Consider the following 17,576-nt stretch of genomic DNA (forward strand, 5'->3'; position numbering starts at 1 on the left):
TCCCGGCGGGGCACCGGCCGGCCGGAGACCCGGGACCGCCTCCGCGAAGACGGCGTCATGAAAAAATCATCGCGATGTCGATCCGGGGAGAGGCCGTTCGTATAGAGGGTGAGAGGCCGGCACGGCGCCGGCGAAGGATCCCGGGGAGGCTCCCATGAAGCAGTACCTGCTCAGCATCTACCAGCCCGACGGCGACCCGCCCCCGCCCGAGTTCCTGGAGCCGATCATGCGTGACGTGGCCGCTCTGGCGCAGGAGATGAAGGAGGCCGGCGCGTGGGTCTTCAGCGCCGGGCTGCACGCCCCGAGCACGGCGACCGTGGTGCGGCTCAAGGACGGTGACATGCTGACCACCGACGGCCCGTACCTGGAGGGGAAGGAGCACATCGGCGGGTTCACGATCATCCAGGCTCCCGACCTCGACGCGGCGCTCGGCTGGGGCCGCAGGCTCGCCCGGGCGATCACCCTTCCGATCGAGGTCAGGCCGGTGGTGGACGAAGCCGACAGGTGTGACGCCCCGCGTGCCTGACCTGCCCGCCTCGGAGATCGAGCGGGTGTTCCGCGAGGAGTACGGCCGCGCGATCGCCGTCCTGGTCCGTGTCTTCGGCGACATCGACATCGCCGAAGACGCGGTTCAGGACGCCTTCACCACGGCGGTGCAGCGGTGGCCCGCCGACGGGCTGCCCCCGAGCCCCGCGGGGTGGATCATCACCACCGCCCGCAACCGGGCGATCGACCGCCTGCGCCGGGAGGCGTCCCGGGAGGACCGGCACGCCCGGGCCGCCCTGCTCCACTCCTGCGGAGAGGGCGGCGAACCAGCCGAGGAGGGACCCGTGCGCGACGAACGACTGCGCCTGATCTTCACCTGCTGCCACCCCGCCCTCGCCACCGGCGCCCAGGTCGCGCTGACGCTCCGGCTGCTGGGCGGGCTCACCACCGCGGAGATCGCGCACGCCTTCCTCGTACCCGAGCCGACCATGGCCCAGCGGCTGGTCCGGGCCAAGGGCAAGATCCGCGACGCTCGGATCCCGTACCGGGTGCCGGACGACGCCGACCTCCCGGGCCGGCTCCGAGCCGTGCTGGCCGTCGTCTACCTCGTCTTCAACGAGGGCTACGCGGCCAGTTCGGGCGACCGGCTCGTCCGCGAGGACCTCTGCGCCGAGGCGATCCGGCTCGGCCGGCTCCTGACCGAGCTGATGCCCGACGAGCCGGAGGCGATGGGACTGCTCGCGCTCATGCTGTTCACCGAGTCACGCCGGGCGGCCCGCACCGGCCCGGACGGCGACCTCGTGCTCCTGGCCGACCAGGACCGCGGCCGCTGGGACCGCGAGCTCATCGCCGAGGGCCGGTCCCTCCTCCGGGCCTGCCTGCGGCGCGACCGGCCAGGCCCGTACCAGCTCCAGGCGGCGATCAACGCCGTCCACAGCGACGCGCCGGACGCGGCCGCCACGGACTGGCGGCAGATCGTGCGGCTGTACGACCATCTTCTCGCGCTCACTCCGACCCCGGTCGTGGCCCTCAACCGCGCGATCGCGGTCGCCGAGGTCGAAGGACCAGAGGTGGCGCTCGATCTCGTCGACGACTTGGGCCTCGACGCCTACCACCTGTTCCACGCCGTCCGCGCCGACCTGCTCCGGCGCCTGGGCCGCGACGCCGAGGCGGCGCGGGCGTACGACGCCGCGATCGCCCGCGCCGGGAACACCGTCGAGCGGGCCTTCCTGCGACGCCGCCGTCAGGCGCTCACCGGAGTCCGGCCGTGGGACGATGGTCCCGCCGTTTCCCCGCCGCCCGAAGGCGGTGGCTCCCCGGGGGGGCCCTGATGGACCGCGGACGGCTCGTCCGAGTCTCCAAATACCTCGCCAAGCACCTGCGCCACCGGCCCGAGCGCCTCGGGCCGGCCCTCGACCCGCAGGGCTGGGTCGCCGTCGACGACCTGCTGGCCGCCGCGGCGCGGCACGGTTTCCCGATCACGCGGGAGGAACTGGCGGAGGTGGTCGCCGGCAACGACAAGCGGCGTTTCGCCGTCGAGGGCGACCGGATCCGCGCCAACCAGGGCCACACGGTCGAGGTCGACCTGGACCTGCCCGCGGTCGAGCCGCCCGAGGTCCTGTACCACGGCACGGTCGGCGAGCGCGTGGCCGCCATCGGCCGGGAGGTCCTGCGGCCGATGGACCGGCACGCCGTGCACCTGTCCCCCGACCGCGAGACCGCGACGCGTGTGGGTGCGCGGCGCGGCAGGCCTGTCGTGCTGGTGGTCCGCTCCGGCGACGTGCACCGGGCGGGCCACGAGTTCCGGGTCAGCGCCAACGGCGTCTGGCTGGCCGCGCACGTCCCGCCCGCCTACGAGGAGCGGACCGGTCCGGGGCGTCTCCGGGCCTCACCTCGAGGTGAGGCCCGGAGACGCCGGCCTCAGCCGCTGACGCGGACGATGCCGGTCACCGTGGGAGCCGAGCCGGTCGGCTGGTTGTCGTAGACCAGCTTCCTGTTCTTGTCCCATGCCCTGACCCGCAACTGGTCGGTGCGGTCGAACGGCTTGCCGGAATCGACCGCGGTGATCTCGAAGGTCACCTCCGTGGTGGTGTTGACCCGCCCGGTGCCGCACAGGATCGCGGTGCCGTCGGCCGCGGCCAGCACCGTGTAGGCGCTGTCGCGCAGGGTGAAATCCGGGGCGTGGTAGGTCAGCACCCCGGTGGGCGCGCCGCCCTTGCGCGGGTAGCGGGCGGTGACGGCGAAGGTGGCCTTGCCCGCCCCGCCGCAGCCGGCGCTCAGCCGGCAGGAGCCGGCCGGGGAGGCCACCTGGCCGGCGCCGACCAGCGAACCGGCCGGGTCGTAGACCAGCACGTAGGCCTTGTCCCCGTCGAGGCTGTCGGCGTCGGCGGCGCCGCCGTCGTCGTCGGTGACCGTCACCGAGATCGGGTAACGGCCGGCCTTGGTGAAGGTGTGCGTGCCGGTGACCGTGCCCGCGCCACCGGTCTCGACCACCGCGGCGGGTAGCTGCTGCCCGCCGATCTTCCAGGTGGCGGTGTGGGTGTCGGCGGTGCCCGGATCGGTGAACGAGGCGCTCAGCGACACCGGGGTGCCCACGGCGACGATCTTGGCCGCGGCCGGTTCCTTGATCGACACCTCGGGTGCCCGGTTGGCGACGGCGACCGTCAGCTCGGCGGTGCCGGTGGCGCCCTTGTCGTCGGTGACCGTCACGATGACCTTGCGGTCGCCGTTGTCGGCCGCCACGTGCTTCAGTGTCAGCCGCCCGTCGGTCACCGGCAGCGGCTTGGGTCCGGCGCCGTCGCCGTAGTCGACGCCGGCGGTCCAGGAGGTGGAGTCCGGATCGGTGACGGTGCCCGTGCCGGTCCAGGCCGTTCCCTCCTTCGCGGTGCCGGGCCCGGTCAGCTTCACCACCGGCGCCTGGTTCGGCGTCTCGGCCGAGACGACCTTCGCGGAGAAGGCCGCGGCGGCTGTCAGGTTGCCGTCGTCGGTGACGGTCACCGTGACCGGATAGGTACCGGCGGCGGCCCACTGGTGCTCCAGCGTGATCTGCTGCCCGGCCGGCGTGACCGGCTGCGGCCCGGCGCCGTCGCCGTAGTCGACGGTGGCGCTCCAGGAGGTGGAGCCCGGGTCGGTGAAGGTCACGGTGCGCCGCAGCTTCTCCCCGACGGTCAGCTCGACGTCGGCGCCGGCGGTCACCACCGGCGGTGTGCCGGGCGTGGCCTCCTCGATGACGTAGGGCACCAGTTGGATGGTGGTGCCGTTCTTGCTGTCGGTGACCATCACCGTGGCCGAACCCGTGCGCGGACCGGTGAAGGTCGTTTCAGCGGTGACGGTTCCGCCGCCGGCCCGCTGTGCCACCTGCGCGTCCACCGGCGACCCGTCGCCCCAGCGGACCTTCGCGCTGTGGGTGTCGGCGGCGTCGGCGTCGGTGAACCCCACCCGCAGGGTGAACGGCTGGCCCACCTTGCCGCGCAGCGGCTCGGCCGGCACCTCGATGACCGGTTTGGCGTTGGCCGCCGCGCCCTGCCCGGTCAGGGTCACCACATAGGTGGGGTCGGTGCCCTCGGCGGTGGTGAAGGTCAGCTTGCCGGCCGCCTTCCCTTCCTGGTCGGGGGTGAAGGTGACCTCCGTGACGCAGGAGGCTCCCACCGCCAGCTCCACCGGGCAGCGGTTGCGCTGCGCGAACGGCTCCTCGGCCGCGATGGCCTTGATCGACATAGGGCCGTTGCCGCGGTTGGTCAACTTCACCTCGACCCACTCGCCGCTCTCGCCGACCGGCACCTCCGACCAGTTGATCGCGGTGCGATCCAGCGCGTGCCGGGCGGTGGCGGTGGCCGAGGCGGTGTTGTCGCCCGGTTCGGGATCGGTCACCGCGAGGCTGGCGGCCCGGACCTGGGTCTTGAGCTCGGTGCCGTCGGCGATGCCGGCCGGCAGGGTGGCGGTCACCTCGACGGTGGCCTCCCAGCCGGGCTCCAGCACCTTGACCGTGTTGCGGAACCCGTCCTTGATCGGCGTGCAGATGCCCCGCCAGGTGTCGCAGGTAGCCGTTCCGGCGGCCTGGGGGATGAGCATGTCCAGCCGCACGTCGGTCGCGGCGTCGTCGCCCTTGTTGGTCACCGTGGTGGTCCAGGTGACCGTCGAGCCCGGCCCCGGCTCACTCGCCGAGACGGCGTGGATGACCTTCAGATCGGCCCGCGCGGTGGTCGGGGTGAGCAGGAAGGACCGCTCCTCCTCGACGAAGCCGTTCGCGGTCGCCGAACGGTCGCGCACGACGCCCTGCGCCAGAATCTGACCGGTGGAGTTGACATCCACCAGCGAGGTCAGGCCCATGCACGGTTCGGTCGTCCTGTCGGCCTCGGCCGGGCACAGCGGCCGGGGCAGCAGCTCGGCCAGCTGGTAGACCTTGCCGTCCAGCCACAGCGCCGGCGCCGCGACGGCCGGCCCACCGGCCATGCCGGCCACCAGGCCGTGGTTGTTGACCGCGGTCGCCACCCCTTCGCCCAGATCGGTCCGCTCACCGTCCTGCCAGGTGTAGGCGTGATGGGTGACCGCGCTGCCCGTGTTGCAGGTCCCGCCGCCGGCCACCAGGCCGGTGTCGTTGACATCGTGCGCGACACCGGCCTGGATCTTGCAGGTGGGGACCGCGAGCTTGGTGATCACCCTGTCCTGGTGGACGGCCGGCTCCCACAACTGGGGACCGGAGGCGACCTCGTGCGTCACGTGGGCGCCGGCCACTGCGCCCCGGGCGTTGATCCGGCCGGCCGGATCCCCCCCGTACGCCCAGAACCGCGGCTCATCGGGCAGCCGCAGCGGCGTCCCCTGATTCCACAGCACATATGGATTGGCGGTGTCCGGCGGGGCCAGCGCGCCGAACACCTGGCCGTTGTCGTTGAGGTCCCAGGCCGAACTGGAGGTGTACGGCGGGCTGGAGGCCGGTTGCAGGTCGATCACCGCACCGTCGTTGCGGTAGACCACCGCGTGCTGCTCGAAAACGCCGTCCCGGTTGGTGGCGGCCCAGCCGGAGACCTCTCCGGCCTCGTTGATGCCCATGGCGGCCGCCCCGCACCGCTGGACGCCGCTGGAGCCGTCGGTGCACGGCAAGCCGCCCAGATCGGTCACCGTGCCGTCCTGCCAGCGCACCGCCCGGCTGCGGTTGTCCTTGTCGACCGCGGTGGCGGCGACCTGACCGCGGTCGTTGAGCGCGGCCGCCTTCGTCTTGGACGCTTTCCCGCCCGGCAGCCCGTCCAATTCGGTCACCGTGTAGGAGCCGAACCGGGCCACCACGGTGTGCGGGCCGTCCATGACCAGCCGCAGCGTCCCGGCGGGCCGCTCCTGGCCGTCCACGGTCCAGCCCAGCGGGATCCGCCCGGCCTCGGCGGTGGCGGTCAGCGTCACCGTCGTTCCGGCCCGGTACTTGTCCTGCGCAGGCGACGCGGTCACCGACCCGCCCGGCTGCGCCGACAGCTCCAGCTCGAACTCCCGCAGATCGGGCTTCTTCACCTCCACGGACTCCAGCGTGGTCCGCAGCCCCTGGGCGGTGTCGGCCACGACCGTGACGGGGTACACGCCGTCGGCCAGCGCCTCGCTCGTCGCGGCGTAGACACCGTCCCCGGCGGCGCCGTCCCCGCTGTTGCCGTCGTCCTCCAGCGTCACTTCCTTCCGGGTGCCGTCCCCCAGGGTCACAACGGCCCGGACCGAAGCCCCGGTGACCGGCTTGCCGGCGTCGGTGACGGTAGCTGTCACCGTCACCTTGCCGTCCTCGGACGCCTCGGCCGTGGCCGTCACCGTCACCGGGTTGTCCAGGATCCAGGCGCCCAGGCCGGCCTTGACCGGCTCGGCGCCGGTGTTGGTGATCTCCAGCTTCCAGGTCCCCGCCTGCGGTTTCGCGACGCTCAGCCCTTGGACGACCTCCTTGGCTTCCTCACTGCCCGCCGCGTAGGAGGCGGCCGGCTTGCCCGACGGGTCGCGCAGCAGCAGCCCCACCGTCTCCGGCAGCGCTCCGACGACGCCGAACTGCGTGCCCTGCGGCACGTCCAGCGACACGCTCGCCGTCTGGCCCGCCTCCGCCGTGGCCTCGGGGAGGGCGAACAGCGAACTGGCGTCGCCGGCGTCGTCACCCTCGGCCGCGGCCGTGGCCTTCTTGCCACCGGACCCCGGAGCCGCCTCCTGCAGCCCCGGCGCCCCAGCCGGGTCACCGGCCAGCAACGACGCCAGCCGCGGCTTGACGTAGTCGTTGAAGGCCTCCTGCGAACCGGTCATCCTCGTGTGGAGGATGTGCATGCCGGGAGTGTCCTTGAGATCACCCCGGGCGCTCCAGGTCGGAACGATCTTGTCGCTGTCGGTGGGAGTACCCGGCTCGGGAATCGGGGTGCCCCTGACCTTGGTCTCACAGAGCAACCCGTGGCCGGTGCCCACGAGGTTGGAGACCAGCACGCCCTTCAGGTTGCGGGTCACCGGGTTGAACTCCTCCTGCATGTACGTCGTGGTGTTCTCCCACGTGGCCGGGTACCAGGGAATCCCCACGTTCGCCCCGTTCGCCCACTGCACGATCATGTCGGCACAGGGGCTTCCCATGTTCGGGGTGCCCATCTGGATCAGGCGGGCCACCACCGGCTTGTCGTCGGTCCACCCCATCTCCCGGGCAATGTATTCCCGGCTGATCGTCCCGCCCATGGAATGGGCGACGATGTTCACCCGCCCGGCGTCCTCGGACTGGCGCAGCTCTTCGATCTCCTTGCTCAGCATGGCGGCGTTCAACGGCAGGGGATAGGTCATTATGTGCGGATACATGGACACGCCGGTGCTGAGAGTGCTGACCGCCCGCCCTTTCAGCAGTGGGTGCGCGGCCTTCAGGAAGGCCGCGTACTTGCCCCAGGTGCCCGCGTTGCTGTTCCAGCCGTGCACCAGCGCCACGGGCATCGGCCGGATGATGATCGGCTTGGTGTCCTTGCTCTCGTCATAGAAACCGTTGAGGACCCGGGCGGTCACCGAGCGGTTCGAATACGGTTCACCGTTGCGCCAGGCGAGACCTTCGGTCGGGAAGACGACCTGCTCCGTGACGGTCTCCCCCGCACCGAGGGTCAGTTCGCGTCGCCCGTTGTGCACGACCTTTCCGGTCCCGTCCTCGACCACTTCCAGCGTCCGGCGCGCCGGCATGCTGCCGGGGTTGTGGAGCGTGACGGTGGCGCGGACCTGGTTGCCCTCGACCGTCCCCTTCTCCGGCACCGGAACCCAGTCCTTGGAGGGGTAGAGCTGTGTATCGAGTTCGAACGACTCGATCCGGGGTTTGGCGAGGTTCAGGTCGATCCGGAAGGCGTGAGCTATGTTCTCGCCATCCTTCGCGATACCGGTGATCTGGTTGTTGTCGTTGATGTCGGTGGCCTCTGTCAACTTCAGACCCGTGGCCGACACCAAACTGTTCAGGTCGACGCCGACGCCGTTCGCATACATCGCGGCGACAAATCCCCGATCGGAGCCGTACATCTTTCCGACGCCGATGCCCGCGTTGTTGATCGCGTTCATCATGCCGCCGTAATTGGTCGTCATCGGCTTGGCCGTGCCGCTCGCCTCCCAGAGCAGCGGGACATGACCCCCGCTTTCATCCACCCCGTAGCCGGCAACCTGTCCTACGTCATTGATGTCGAACGCGACCGTACTGTCTCCTTTGAAGTCCAGGCGGTCGCGTTGGGCGTTTACGGGTTCTCCGGGGATTTTGATGCGGAAGGCGCGGTACTCTCGGACTTTCGGGTCGGGGTGCATGTCGGCGCCACCGACGACCAGACCAGAATTATTCAGTGAATAAACCTCGATGTACTGGCCCTTGAAGGAGCCGAGTTTCAGTACGGAACCGTCGGCGTCTCGTATCCAATCGACTCCTACGATCTGTCCCTTGTCGTTGATGGCCCTCGGTAGATGCAGGTTGTTGAAGCGGGTCGCCTTACCGTCTCTGAAGACGAAGGTCCGCGAATTCTCGTTTTGCGCCTCATAGGTGCCGACCACGGTTCCGTCCTCGTTGACGTCCCTGGCGGCACTGTAGGTGGCGTCGCCGAGGCTCGCGTGAATATCGACGAGACCCGCCCCGGAGAACAGCACGGCTCCGTTTTTGGCCTCCATCGGCGCCGTGCCGCGGTTGATCGCCGCAGCGATCTGCCCCTTGTTGTTGATACCTCCGACCACGCCCTGGTACGTATCCAGGCTGCCGAGATCGGTGAACTTGGGGCTGGAAACCGTCGCCCTCTCCGAAGGCGGCTCCGGCCCGGATGCGGCGATGGCGGAGATAGGCGGGGCGAGAGCGCCGGCCACCGTGGCGACCAGCGACAACGTTACCCATCGTGAGAAGGTGCGCCTGACGAGTGACTTCAAGAGGAAGTCTCCTGACCGTAGGCCGTGCGTCGGGCACGGCATGAGAATGGGGGATGTCGAGTAGAGGCGGGTCCTGAGATCGGGGCCCTCGGCCGCACGCCCGACCCTCGCCGGCACCGGCACGCGCGGTCCGGAGGTCAGGGGTCTCTGAGCGCGGGCACAGGTCTCCACGAGGCTTGGGCCAACAGCCTTCACTGAATCGGTGACCAGGGTTGCCCATTGCCCTTATGGGTGACTCAAGCTCCCTTGTGGGGAGCTTGTCGCCGGCTGTGGGCCCGTCGCGGATCACCCGATGTCCGCGACAGACTCATGAGTGGAACCGGCAGAGCTGGATGCGGGCGTCCGGACGGCCGGGGACACGAAGATCGGCACGCTGTCGGCGGCGTGCGGCGCCTCCCCGCGGTGGCAGGCCGGCAGATTCCCCGACCGTTCCCGCCTCCCGGCCCTCTCCCGTGGCGAGCGCGCTCCCCAACCGGCACCCCAGGCATCGACCTGGGGTTTCTTCATTCCCGCCCACCGCGGGGCGGTCGTAACACCGCGGAAACACCTCATTGACCTTCCCACACATACGGGTGTAAATACAGATGAAACAACACTGAAACGGCGGTGAACCAACAGCATGTACGCGGAGGAGCGGCAGCAGGAGATCCTGCGCCGGGCCCGGTCCGTCGGACGGGTGGACGTGGTGACCCTGGCGGAGGAGTTCGCCGTCACCACCGAGACCATCCGCCGCGACCTGACCGCGCTGGAGCGCTCGGGGGTGCTGCGGCGCGTGCACGGCGGGGCCATCCCGGTCGAGCGGCTCGGGTTCGAGCCCGAGCTCGCCACCCGCGACGCGGTGATGACCGCGGAGAAGGAGCGGATCGCCAAGGCCGCGCTCGCCGAACTCCCCGAGGACGGCGCGATCATCATCGACGCCGGTTCGACCACCGGCAGGCTCGCGCAGGTCCTGCCGGTCGACCGGGAGCTCACCGTCGTCGTGAACTCCCCGCCGCTCGCGACGCTGCTGGCCACCCGAGCCAACCTGACGGTGCTGATGCTGGGCGGCCGGGTCCGCGGCCGGACGCTGGCCACCGTCGACGACTGGGCCCTGCGCCCCCTGGCGGACCTGCACGTGGATGTGGCGTTCATGGCCGCCAACGGGGTCTCGGTCGCCAAGGGGCTGACGACGCCGGACCCGGCCGAGGCGGCCATCAAACGGGCGATGATCGGCGCGGCGCAGCGCAGCGTGCTGCTCGCCGACCACACCAAGTTCGCCGACACCTACCTGTCGCGCTTCGCCTCGGTCCGGGAGATCGACGTCGTGGTCAGCGACACGGGACTCGACGCGGAGGTCGCCGCCGAGCTCGCCGCGGCCGGACCCGAGGTGGTGCGCGCGTGATCGTCACGCTGACCCTCAACCCCAGCCTGGACCGCACGATAGAGATCGGCTCGCTGGCCCGCGGCGCCGTCATCCGCGCCGGCGCCGCCCACCTGGACCCCGGGGGCAAGGGGGTGAACGTCTCCCGGGCGCTGCTGGCCAACCGGGTCCGCTCCTGCGCGGTCGTCCCCTTCGGCGGGGACGAGGGGCGGCAGCTGGTGAGCCTGCTCGCCGCGGAGGGCATCGACATGATCACTGTCCCGGTCGCCGGGCCGACCCGCTCCAACGTCGCCCTGGCCGAGCCGGACGGCACCGTTACCAAGATCAATGAGCCGGGCACGGCGCTGTCGCCGGCCGAGCTCGACACCGTGGCCGAGGCCGTGCTCGGCGCCGCCAGCTCGGCGGACTGGGTGGTCGCCTCGGGCAGCCTCCCGCCCGAGGTGCCCGCCGACGTCTACGCCCGCCTGTGCCGGCGCTTCAGCGGCGCCGGGATCAACGTCGCGGTGGACACCAGCGGGCCCGCGCTCGTCTCGGCCGTGGCCGCCTCCCCCGCGCTCGTCAAGCCGAACCGGGAAGAGCTGGGCGAGGCGACGGGGATGACCATCACGTCGCTCGGCGACGCGATCGAGGCCGCGCGGGTCCTGCGGGAACGCGGCGCGCGCACCGTCCTGGCCAGCCTGGGCGCGGACGGCGCGGTCCTCCTCCAGGACGACCGGGTCTGGTACGGCGAGTGCCCGGCGGCCGAGCCGCGCAGCACCGTCGGCGCCGGCGACGCCATGCTCGCCGGGTTCCTCGCCGCCGGCGCCCGCGGGGAGGCCGCGCTCGTCGAGGCCCTGGCCTGGGCGACCGCCGCGGTGGGGCTCCCGGGGAGCCGGATGCCCTCGCCCGGCGACATACGGCGCGACGACGTCCGCGTCACCCGAGCCGATCCCGCTCTGCCGCTGCGGTCCGGGGGCTGACAGCGGCGCGGACCCACCCCCCGGGCCGGCGGTGCCGCCGGCCACCCCGGAAGGAGCAGCTCCCCATGACCACCGACTACACTCCGGCCGTCACAGGCACAGGTGTACGAGCGAGCATCCAGCGCTTCGGCGGGTACCTCGCCGGGATGATCATGCCCAACATCGGCGCGTTCATCGCGTGGGGTCTGATCACCGCGCTGTTCATCCCCACCGGCTGGCTGCCGAACAAGGACTTCGCCCTCCTGGTCGAGCCCATCATCAAGACGCTGCTGCCCATCCTGATCGGCTACACCGGCGGGCGCATGGTCCACGGCCAGCGGGGCGCGGTGGTCGGCGCCGTCGCCACCATGGGCGTCGTCGTCGGGGCGGACGTCCCGATGTTCCTCGGCGCGATGATCGTCGGCCCCCTCGCGGCGTTCGTCCTGAAGCTCGTCGACGGCTTCACCGCCGAGCGGACCAAGGCGGGCTTCGAGATGCTGGTGGACAACTTCACCGCCGGCATCGTCGGCGGCGCGATGGCCCTGGCCGGTGTCCGGGTCATCGGCCCGGTCGTCGAGACGGTCACCGACGTGGCGGGCGACGCGGTCGGCTGGCTGGTCGGCAACAACCTGCTGCCGCTGGCCTCGATCCTGATCGAGCCCGCCAAGGTGCTGTTCCTCAACAACGCCATCAACCACGGCGTGCTCGGCCCGCTGGGCGTGGCCCAGGCGGTGCAGGACGGCAAGTCGATCCTGTTCATGCTGGAGTCGAACCCCGGCCCCGGACTCGGGCTGCTCCTCGCCTACATGTTCTTCGGCCCCCGGCTGCTGCGGCCCAGCACGCCCGCCGCGGTCATCATCCACTTCTTCGGCGGCATCCACGAGATCTACTTCCCGTACGTGCTGATGAAGCCCCGGCTGATCCTCGCGGTGATCGCCGGTGGCGCGACGGGGATCCTCGTCTTCATCATGACCGGCGCCGGGCTCGTGGCCACGCCGTCGCCCGGCAGCATCTTCGCCTACCTCGCGGTGACCCCCAGGGGCGGGTGGGTCGGCGTGCTCGCCGGGATCCTCGCCGCCACCGTCGTCTCCTTCGTCGTCGCCTCGGCGCTGCTGGGCTTCGGCCGGGGCGGCAAGGACGAGGGCGAGGAGCCTCCCGGAGAGACCTCCGGGGAGACCCCGGAGGAGACCCCCGGGAGAACCTCGGAGGAGACCCCGGAGGAGACCTCCGGGGAGACCCGCACGGAATCCGGCACCACTCCCGTCGCCAAGGAGGCGTGACCCATGGCCAGCATCGAGAGCAAGGACATCCGCAAGATCGTCGTGGCCTGCGACGCCGGCATGGGCAGCAGCGTCATGCTGGCCACCCAGCTGCGCAGGCAGCTGAAGGACCAGAAGGTCGAGGTGGAGCACACGCCGGTCAACGCGATCCCGGCCGACGCCGACGTGGTGCTCTGCCACGCCGGCCTGGCGGGCCGGGCCAGGGCCACCGCCCCGGACACCGTGCTGATCCCCTTCCGGGTCTTCATCGGCGACCCGGCGGTGACCAGGCTGATCAGCGCGATCAAGAGCGGCGGGACCGTCGGTGCCTGAGGCGGCGCCGCTCCCCCTCGACCCGCGCGCCGTGCGCCTGACCGCCTCGGCCAGGGACCGGGACGACGCGATCCGCCAGTGCGGGCAGGCCCTGCTCGCCGTCGGGGCCGTGGAGAGCTCCTACATCGACACCATGCTGGAGCGGGAGTGCTCGATCTCCACGTACGTCGGCGAGGGCGTCGCCATCCCGCACGGCACCCTCGCCGCCAAGGACGCCGTCCGGCACGACGCCATCAGCGTGGTGCGCTTCCCGGACGGCGTCGACTGGGACGGCGAGCGGGTGACCGTGGGCATCGGCATCGCGGCCCGCGGGAACGGCCACGTGCGGCTGCTCGCCGAGCTCGCCCAGATCCTGATGGACCCCGACCGGGCCCGGGCCCTCCGTGAGGCGACGGACGTCGCCGAGGTGGTCCGGCTGCTGCAACCGAACGAAGAGGACGGAACACTGTGAAGGTCGCCCGTTTCCACGCCCCCGGCGACATCCGGATCGAGGAGGCCCCGGAGCCCGTCGCCGGACCGGGCGAGGTCAAGATCCGCGTACGGAACTGCTCGACCTGCGGCACCGACGCGAAGATCTACAAGCACGGCCACCACCACATCAGGCCGCCCCGCGTGATGGGGCACGAGATCGCCGGCGAGGTGGTCGAGGCGGCCGGCGCCGAGGGGTGGGCCCCGGGCGACCGGGTGCAGGTGATCGCGGCGATCCCCTGCGGGGCGTGCGGGGAGTGCCGCAGGGGCAGGATGACGGTCTGCCCGAACCAGGAGTCGATGGGCTACCACTACGACGGCGGCTTCGCCGAGTACATGGTGGTCCCTGCCAAGGTCCTGGCGGTGGACGGCCTCAACCGCGTCCCGGACGGGGTCGGCTTCGCCGAGGCGTCGGTCGCCGAGCCGCTGGCCTGCGTGCTCAACGGCCAGGAGCTGGCGCGCGTCGGCGACGGGGACGACGTGGTGGTCATGGGGTCGGGCCCGATCGGCTGCCTGCACGTGCGGCTGGCCCGCTCGCGGGGCGCCGCGCGGGTCTTCCTGGTCGACGTCAACGCCGGGCGGCTGGAGATGGCGGCCGGGCTGGTCCGCCCCGACGCGGCCGTGCACGGCGAGGACGTCGTCGAGCAGGTGCTCAAGCTCACCGACGGCCGGGGCGCCGACGTGGTCGTCACCGCCGCGGCCTCGGGCGCCGCCCAGGAGCAGGCGCTGCGGATGGCGGCCCGGCAGGGGCGGATCAGCTTCTTCGGCGGCCTGCCCAAGGACAACCCCGTCATCCGGTGCGACTCCAACCTGGTGCACTACCGGGAGCTGACCATCGTCGGCGCCAACGGCTCCAGCCCCGCGCACAACGCCCGGGCGCTGCGGCTCATCGCCGACGGCGCGGTGCCCGTCTCCGACCTGATCACCCACCGGCTGCCGCTCTCGCAGGTCCTGGAGGGGATCGGCATCGTCAGCAGGGGCGAGGCCATCAAGGTGACCGTCGAGCCCTGACCCCGGGCCCGGCGAGCGGCCCGGACGCCCGTACGACCCCGAACAGCCCGTACGACTCCCCGAACGCGCAGAAGGAGAACCGGAGATGCCGGAAAGGACAGTGGTCATCGCCTCGAGTACGGGCCTCCACGCCCGGCCCGCGAAGATCTTCGTGCAGGCCGCGGCCAGGCAGGGGACACCCGTCCGCATCCGCGTCGGCGACGGCAAGCCCGTACCGGCCACCAGCATGCTCGCCGTGCTGGCGCTGGGCGCGACGCGGGGCACCGCGGTCACGCTCGACGCGGACGGGCCGGGTGCCGACGAGGCCCTCGACTCCCTCGCCGAACTGCTCGCCCGCGACCTGGACGCCGAAGAGGCGGCCCATGACTGAGACGCTGCGGGGCCTGGGCGTCAGCCCGGGCCGCGCCGCCGGGCGGGTCCGCCGGATGGCCGGCCCGCCGGCGCTGCCCGCCCCCGTCCCGGTCGCCGACGCCGACCGGGAGGTCGGCCGGGCGTTGCGCGCGCTGGAGACCACCGCGGCGGACCTCGCGGCGCGGGCGGAGAAGGCGCCCGACGCCACGGCCAGGGCGATCCTGGAGGCGCAGTCCTTCATCGCCGACGACCCCGGCCTGCGTGAGACCGTCGAGGCGAACGTCAGGTCCGGGTCGGACGCGGCGCACGCCGTCGACGCCGCCTGCGCCCACCACCGGCGGGCGCTGGAGGCCGCGGGCGGCTACATCGCCGAGCGCGCCGCCGACCTCGACGACATCCGCAACCGGGCCGTGGCGGCCGTGCTGGGCCTGCCCGTGCCGGGGGTGCCCGAACCCGGGCACCCGTTCGTCCTGGTGGCCGAGGATCTCTCCCCGGCCGACACGGTCAACCTCGACCCCGGCTCCGTCCTCGCCCTCGTCACCGAGAAGGGCGGGCCGACCAGCCACACCGCGATCCTCGCCCGCGCCCGCGGCCTGCCCGCCGTGGTCGCCTGCCGCGGGGTGTCCGAGGTCGAGGAGGGGACGTGGGTGGCGGTCGACGGCGCCCGGGGCGTGGTGGAGACCGGCATCGGGGAGGAGGAGGCCGCCGAGATCCGGCGGCGGGCCGACGCCGGACGCCGCCGGGTGGCCACCGGCCGCGGCCCCGGCCGGACCTCCGACGGCCACCCGGTCAAGCTGCTGCTCAACATCGGCTCCGCCGCCGACCTGCGGCCGCCGCCGGGCGCCGCGGAGATCGACGCCGAGGGGGTGGGGTTGTTCCGCACCGAGTTCCTGTTCCTGGACCGGCGCGAGGCGCCCGGGTACGAGGAGCAGGTCGCCGCGTACGAGGCGGTCTTCCGGGCCGCCCCCGGCGGTCACGTGGTGATCCGCACCCTCGACGCGGGAACGGACAAGCCGCTGCCGTTCCTCGGGCTGCCCGGCGAGGCCAACCCCGCCCTGGGCGTGCGGGGACTGCGGGTCTCCCGGCTCAGGCCGCAGGTGCTCGACACCCAGCTCGACGCCATCGCCGAGGCCGCCCGGACGAGCGGGACCGAACCGTGGGTGATGGCGCCCATGGTGACCACGGTGAGCGAGGCGGCCGGCTTCGCCGGGCGGGCCCGCGCCCGGGGCATCGCGCGGGTCGGCGCGATGGTGGAGGTCCCCGCCGCCGCGCTGCGCGCCGCGCGGCTCCTGGAGGAGCTCGACTTCCTCAGCATCGGCACCAACGACCTCAGCCAGTACACGTTCGCCTCCGACCGGCAGCACGGCGAGCTCGCCGACCTGCTCGACCCCTGGCAGCCGGCGCTGCTCCGGCTCGTCGCGGACTGCGCGGCGGCCGGTCGGGCGGCGGGCAAACCCGTCGGCGTGTGCGGGGAGGCCGCGGCCGACCCGCTGCTGGCGGGCGTCCTGGCCGGCCTGGGCGTCACCAGCCTGTCGATGTCGGCCTCGTGCGTCGCCCCGGTCCGGGAGAGCCTGGCCGCCCTCTCCCTGAAGCGGTGCCGCGAGAACGCCCGGCTGGCGCTGGGCGCCGACGACCCGGCGCGGGCCAGAGACATGATCGCCTCAGGCCGTTGACCACCCCGCGCATGCCGGAGACATGATCGCCTCAGCCCGATCCGTCTCCGGCCGCGCGGGAGTCCCCGGCCCGGTCCGGCCCGCCCCGGCCGGACCGCCTCCCCTCCCCCTCCGGCCGCGGGCACCCCGTGTCCCGGCGGGGCGAGAGCGTCATGCGTCCTTTCCAGAGGCGACATCTCGGCGTAACACTGAGGCATGTCCTCCCCCTCCTCCCCGGCCGTCCGGTCACCGGCGCTGCGCGGCCGCGACGCGGAGCTGGCCGCGCTGCTGCGACTACTCGACGCCGCCCGCGACGGATCGGGGGGTGCGGTGATCCTGCGGGGAGCCAGGGGGACGGGCAGGAGCGCGATGCTCCGCGCGGCGGCGGACCGCGCGGACGGTTTCGTCCTGCTCGGGACGCGCGGCACGGAGTCGGAGTCGCGGCTGCCGTACGCGGGGTTGCACGGGCTGCTCCGCCCGGTCGCGGACCGGCTGGACGCGCTGCCCCCGGCGCAGGCCGCGGTGCTGGCGGAGGCGCTGGAGCTGGGCACGTCGGACGGCGGGCTGGCACTGCCCGCGGCGGTGCTCAACCTGCTCGCGGCGGCCGGCCGGCCGGTGCTGGCCTGCGTCGACGACGTCCACCACCTCGACGCGCGCAGCCGCGACGTGCTCTTCTTCGTGGCCCGGCGGCTGTCCGGGGAGCCGGTCGCACTGCTGTTCGGGGCCGACGACGCGCCGTCCGGCACCGGTGACGGCGCTGACGCCCCCGACGACATACCGGTGCTCGATCTGGGGGCCCTTCCCGAGGGGGCGGCCCGGCAGCTGGCCGACGACCTGGCTCCGGAGCTGGCCGAGGACGTGCGGGCGTCGCTCCTGGACATCGCGCACGGCAACCCGCTGGCCATCGTCGAGCTGATCGGGTCGCTGACCCCCGAGCAGATGTCCGGCGCCGCCGCCCCACCGGAGACCCCGCCGCGCGACGGGCGGCTCTGGCGGGCCCACGCCGCCCGGCTGGCGGGCCTGCCGGGCGGTACCGCGGACGCGCTCCTGCTGCTCGCCGCCGACCCGGATCTGGACACGGCCGCCCTGCTGCGGGTCACCGGACGGGGCTGCGCGCTCACCGCGCTCGAACCGGCCGAGCGGGCGGGTGTGATCGTCCGCACCGCCGGCGACCGCTACGGCTTCCGGGAACCGGCGATGCGGTCGGTGGTCTACGCCGGAGCCTCCCCGGCCCGGCGGCGGGCGGCGCACCGGCTGCTCGCGAACCTGCCGGACCACGACCGGCTGCGGCGGGCGTGGCACCGGGCCGCCGCGCTGGACGGCCCCGGCGAGGAGCTGGCCGACGAGCTGGCCGCCG

General features: G+C 72.7%; 13 protein-coding genes. 12 read left to right on the plus strand and 1 reads right to left on the minus strand.

Annotation, left to right across the window (positions count from 1 at the left end; translation table 11 throughout):
• Nucleotides 1-154: 154 nt before the first annotated feature.
• Genes ABD841_RS36770 through ABD841_RS36780 form a run of 3 tightly spaced genes read left to right on the plus strand, consistent with a single transcriptional unit; the run spans nt 155 to nt 2,470 of the window.
• Entirely contained in the window at nt 155-526 is a 372-nt protein-coding gene (locus tag ABD841_RS36770; RefSeq protein WP_344981373.1) for a YciI family protein, read from the plus strand.
• The gene (locus ABD841_RS36775) at nt 519-1,817 is read left to right on the plus strand and encodes an RNA polymerase sigma factor (protein ID WP_344981375.1); all 1,299 of its coding nucleotides are present in this window, start codon (nt 519-521) and stop codon (nt 1,815-1,817) included. Before ABD841_RS36770 ends, ABD841_RS36775 begins: the two co-directional genes overlap by 8 nt.
• Nucleotides 1,817-2,470, plus strand: coding sequence for an RNA 2'-phosphotransferase (locus ABD841_RS36780; protein ID WP_344981377.1), 654 nt, complete (start codon nt 1,817-1,819; stop codon nt 2,468-2,470). The genes ABD841_RS36775 and ABD841_RS36780 overlap by 1 nt, the downstream gene beginning before the upstream one ends.
• Here the strand turns inward: ABD841_RS36780 and ABD841_RS36785 are convergent.
• Nucleotides 2,407-8,847 carry a PKD domain-containing protein gene (locus tag ABD841_RS36785; RefSeq protein WP_344981379.1) on the minus strand — a complete coding sequence of 2,147 codons (6,441 nt, stop codon included), beginning with the start codon at nt 8,845-8,847 and terminating at the stop codon, nt 2,407-2,409. The two genes, ABD841_RS36780 and ABD841_RS36785, sit on opposite strands and share 64 nt — an antisense overlap.
• Nucleotides 8,848-9,466: 619 nt before the next feature.
• Between ABD841_RS36785 and ABD841_RS36790 the strand changes: the two genes are divergently transcribed.
• The 9 genes from ABD841_RS36790 to ABD841_RS36830 form a co-directional block, all read left to right on the plus strand.
• A complete protein-coding gene (locus ABD841_RS36790; protein ID WP_344981381.1) occupies nt 9,467-10,228 on the plus strand; it encodes a DeoR/GlpR family DNA-binding transcription regulator in 762 nt (253 codons plus the stop codon).
• Nucleotides 10,225-11,166, plus strand: a complete 942-nt coding sequence (gene pfkB, locus ABD841_RS36795; protein ID WP_344981383.1) for a 1-phosphofructokinase — start codon at nt 10,225-10,227, stop codon at nt 11,164-11,166. Before ABD841_RS36790 ends, pfkB begins: the two co-directional genes overlap by 4 nt.
• 65 nt (nt 11,167-11,231) lie before the next feature.
• On the plus strand, nt 11,232-12,425 hold the full coding sequence (mtlA, locus tag ABD841_RS36800) for a mannitol-specific PTS transporter subunit IIC (RefSeq protein ID WP_344981385.1): 1,194 nt from the start codon (nt 11,232-11,234) through the stop codon (nt 12,423-12,425).
• Between the two features lie 3 nt (nt 12,426-12,428).
• Nucleotides 12,429-12,737, plus strand: a complete 309-nt coding sequence (locus ABD841_RS36805) for a PTS sugar transporter subunit IIBC family protein (protein WP_344981387.1) — start codon at nt 12,429-12,431, stop codon at nt 12,735-12,737.
• Nucleotides 12,730-13,188: a PTS mannitol transporter subunit IIA gene (locus ABD841_RS36810; protein WP_344981389.1), complete on the plus strand. Its 459-nt coding sequence runs from the start codon at nt 12,730-12,732 to the stop codon at nt 13,186-13,188. Before ABD841_RS36805 ends, ABD841_RS36810 begins: the two co-directional genes overlap by 8 nt.
• The gene (locus ABD841_RS36815) at nt 13,185-14,216 is read left to right on the plus strand and encodes a zinc-dependent dehydrogenase (RefSeq protein WP_344981391.1); all 1,032 of its coding nucleotides are present in this window, start codon (nt 13,185-13,187) and stop codon (nt 14,214-14,216) included. The genes ABD841_RS36810 and ABD841_RS36815 overlap by 4 nt, the downstream gene beginning before the upstream one ends.
• Before the next feature lie 85 nt (nt 14,217-14,301).
• Nucleotides 14,302-14,586, plus strand: a complete 285-nt coding sequence (locus ABD841_RS36820) for an HPr family phosphocarrier protein (protein ID WP_344981393.1) — start codon at nt 14,302-14,304, stop codon at nt 14,584-14,586.
• Nucleotides 14,579-16,240: a phosphoenolpyruvate--protein phosphotransferase gene (gene ptsP, locus ABD841_RS36825; RefSeq protein WP_344981395.1), complete on the plus strand. Its 1,662-nt coding sequence runs from the start codon at nt 14,579-14,581 to the stop codon at nt 16,238-16,240. Before ABD841_RS36820 ends, ptsP begins: the two co-directional genes overlap by 8 nt.
• Before the next feature lie 195 nt (nt 16,241-16,435).
• Nucleotides 16,436-17,576, plus strand: a 1,141-nt coding sequence (locus tag ABD841_RS36830; protein WP_344981397.1) for an AAA family ATPase, incomplete at its 3' end; no start/stop codon positions are given.

It is taken from the genome of Streptosporangium fragile, assembly GCF_039534445.1.
Classification (GTDB): domain Bacteria; phylum Actinomycetota; class Actinomycetes; order Streptosporangiales; family Streptosporangiaceae; genus Streptosporangium; species Streptosporangium fragile.

What these genes read in the sequence shown, in the direction of transcription:
- ptsP (WP_344981395.1), top strand. Translation starts at nt 14,579, where the DNA reads ATGACTGAGACGCTGCGGGGCCTGGGCGTCAGCCCGGGCCGCGCCGCC.
- ABD841_RS36780 (WP_344981377.1), top strand. Translation starts at nt 1,817, where the DNA reads ATGGACCGCGGACGGCTCGTCCGAGTCTCCAAATACCTCGCCAAGCAC.
- ABD841_RS36805 (WP_344981387.1), top strand. Translation starts at nt 12,429, where the DNA reads ATGGCCAGCATCGAGAGCAAGGACATCCGCAAGATCGTCGTGGCCTGC.
- mtlA (WP_344981385.1), top strand. Translation starts at nt 11,232, where the DNA reads ATGACCACCGACTACACTCCGGCCGTCACAGGCACAGGTGTACGAGCG.
- ABD841_RS36820 (WP_344981393.1), top strand. Translation starts at nt 14,302, where the DNA reads ATGCCGGAAAGGACAGTGGTCATCGCCTCGAGTACGGGCCTCCACGCC.
- ABD841_RS36770 (WP_344981373.1), top strand. Translation starts at nt 155, where the DNA reads ATGAAGCAGTACCTGCTCAGCATCTACCAGCCCGACGGCGACCCGCCC.
- ABD841_RS36790 (WP_344981381.1), top strand. Translation starts at nt 9,467, where the DNA reads ATGTACGCGGAGGAGCGGCAGCAGGAGATCCTGCGCCGGGCCCGGTCC.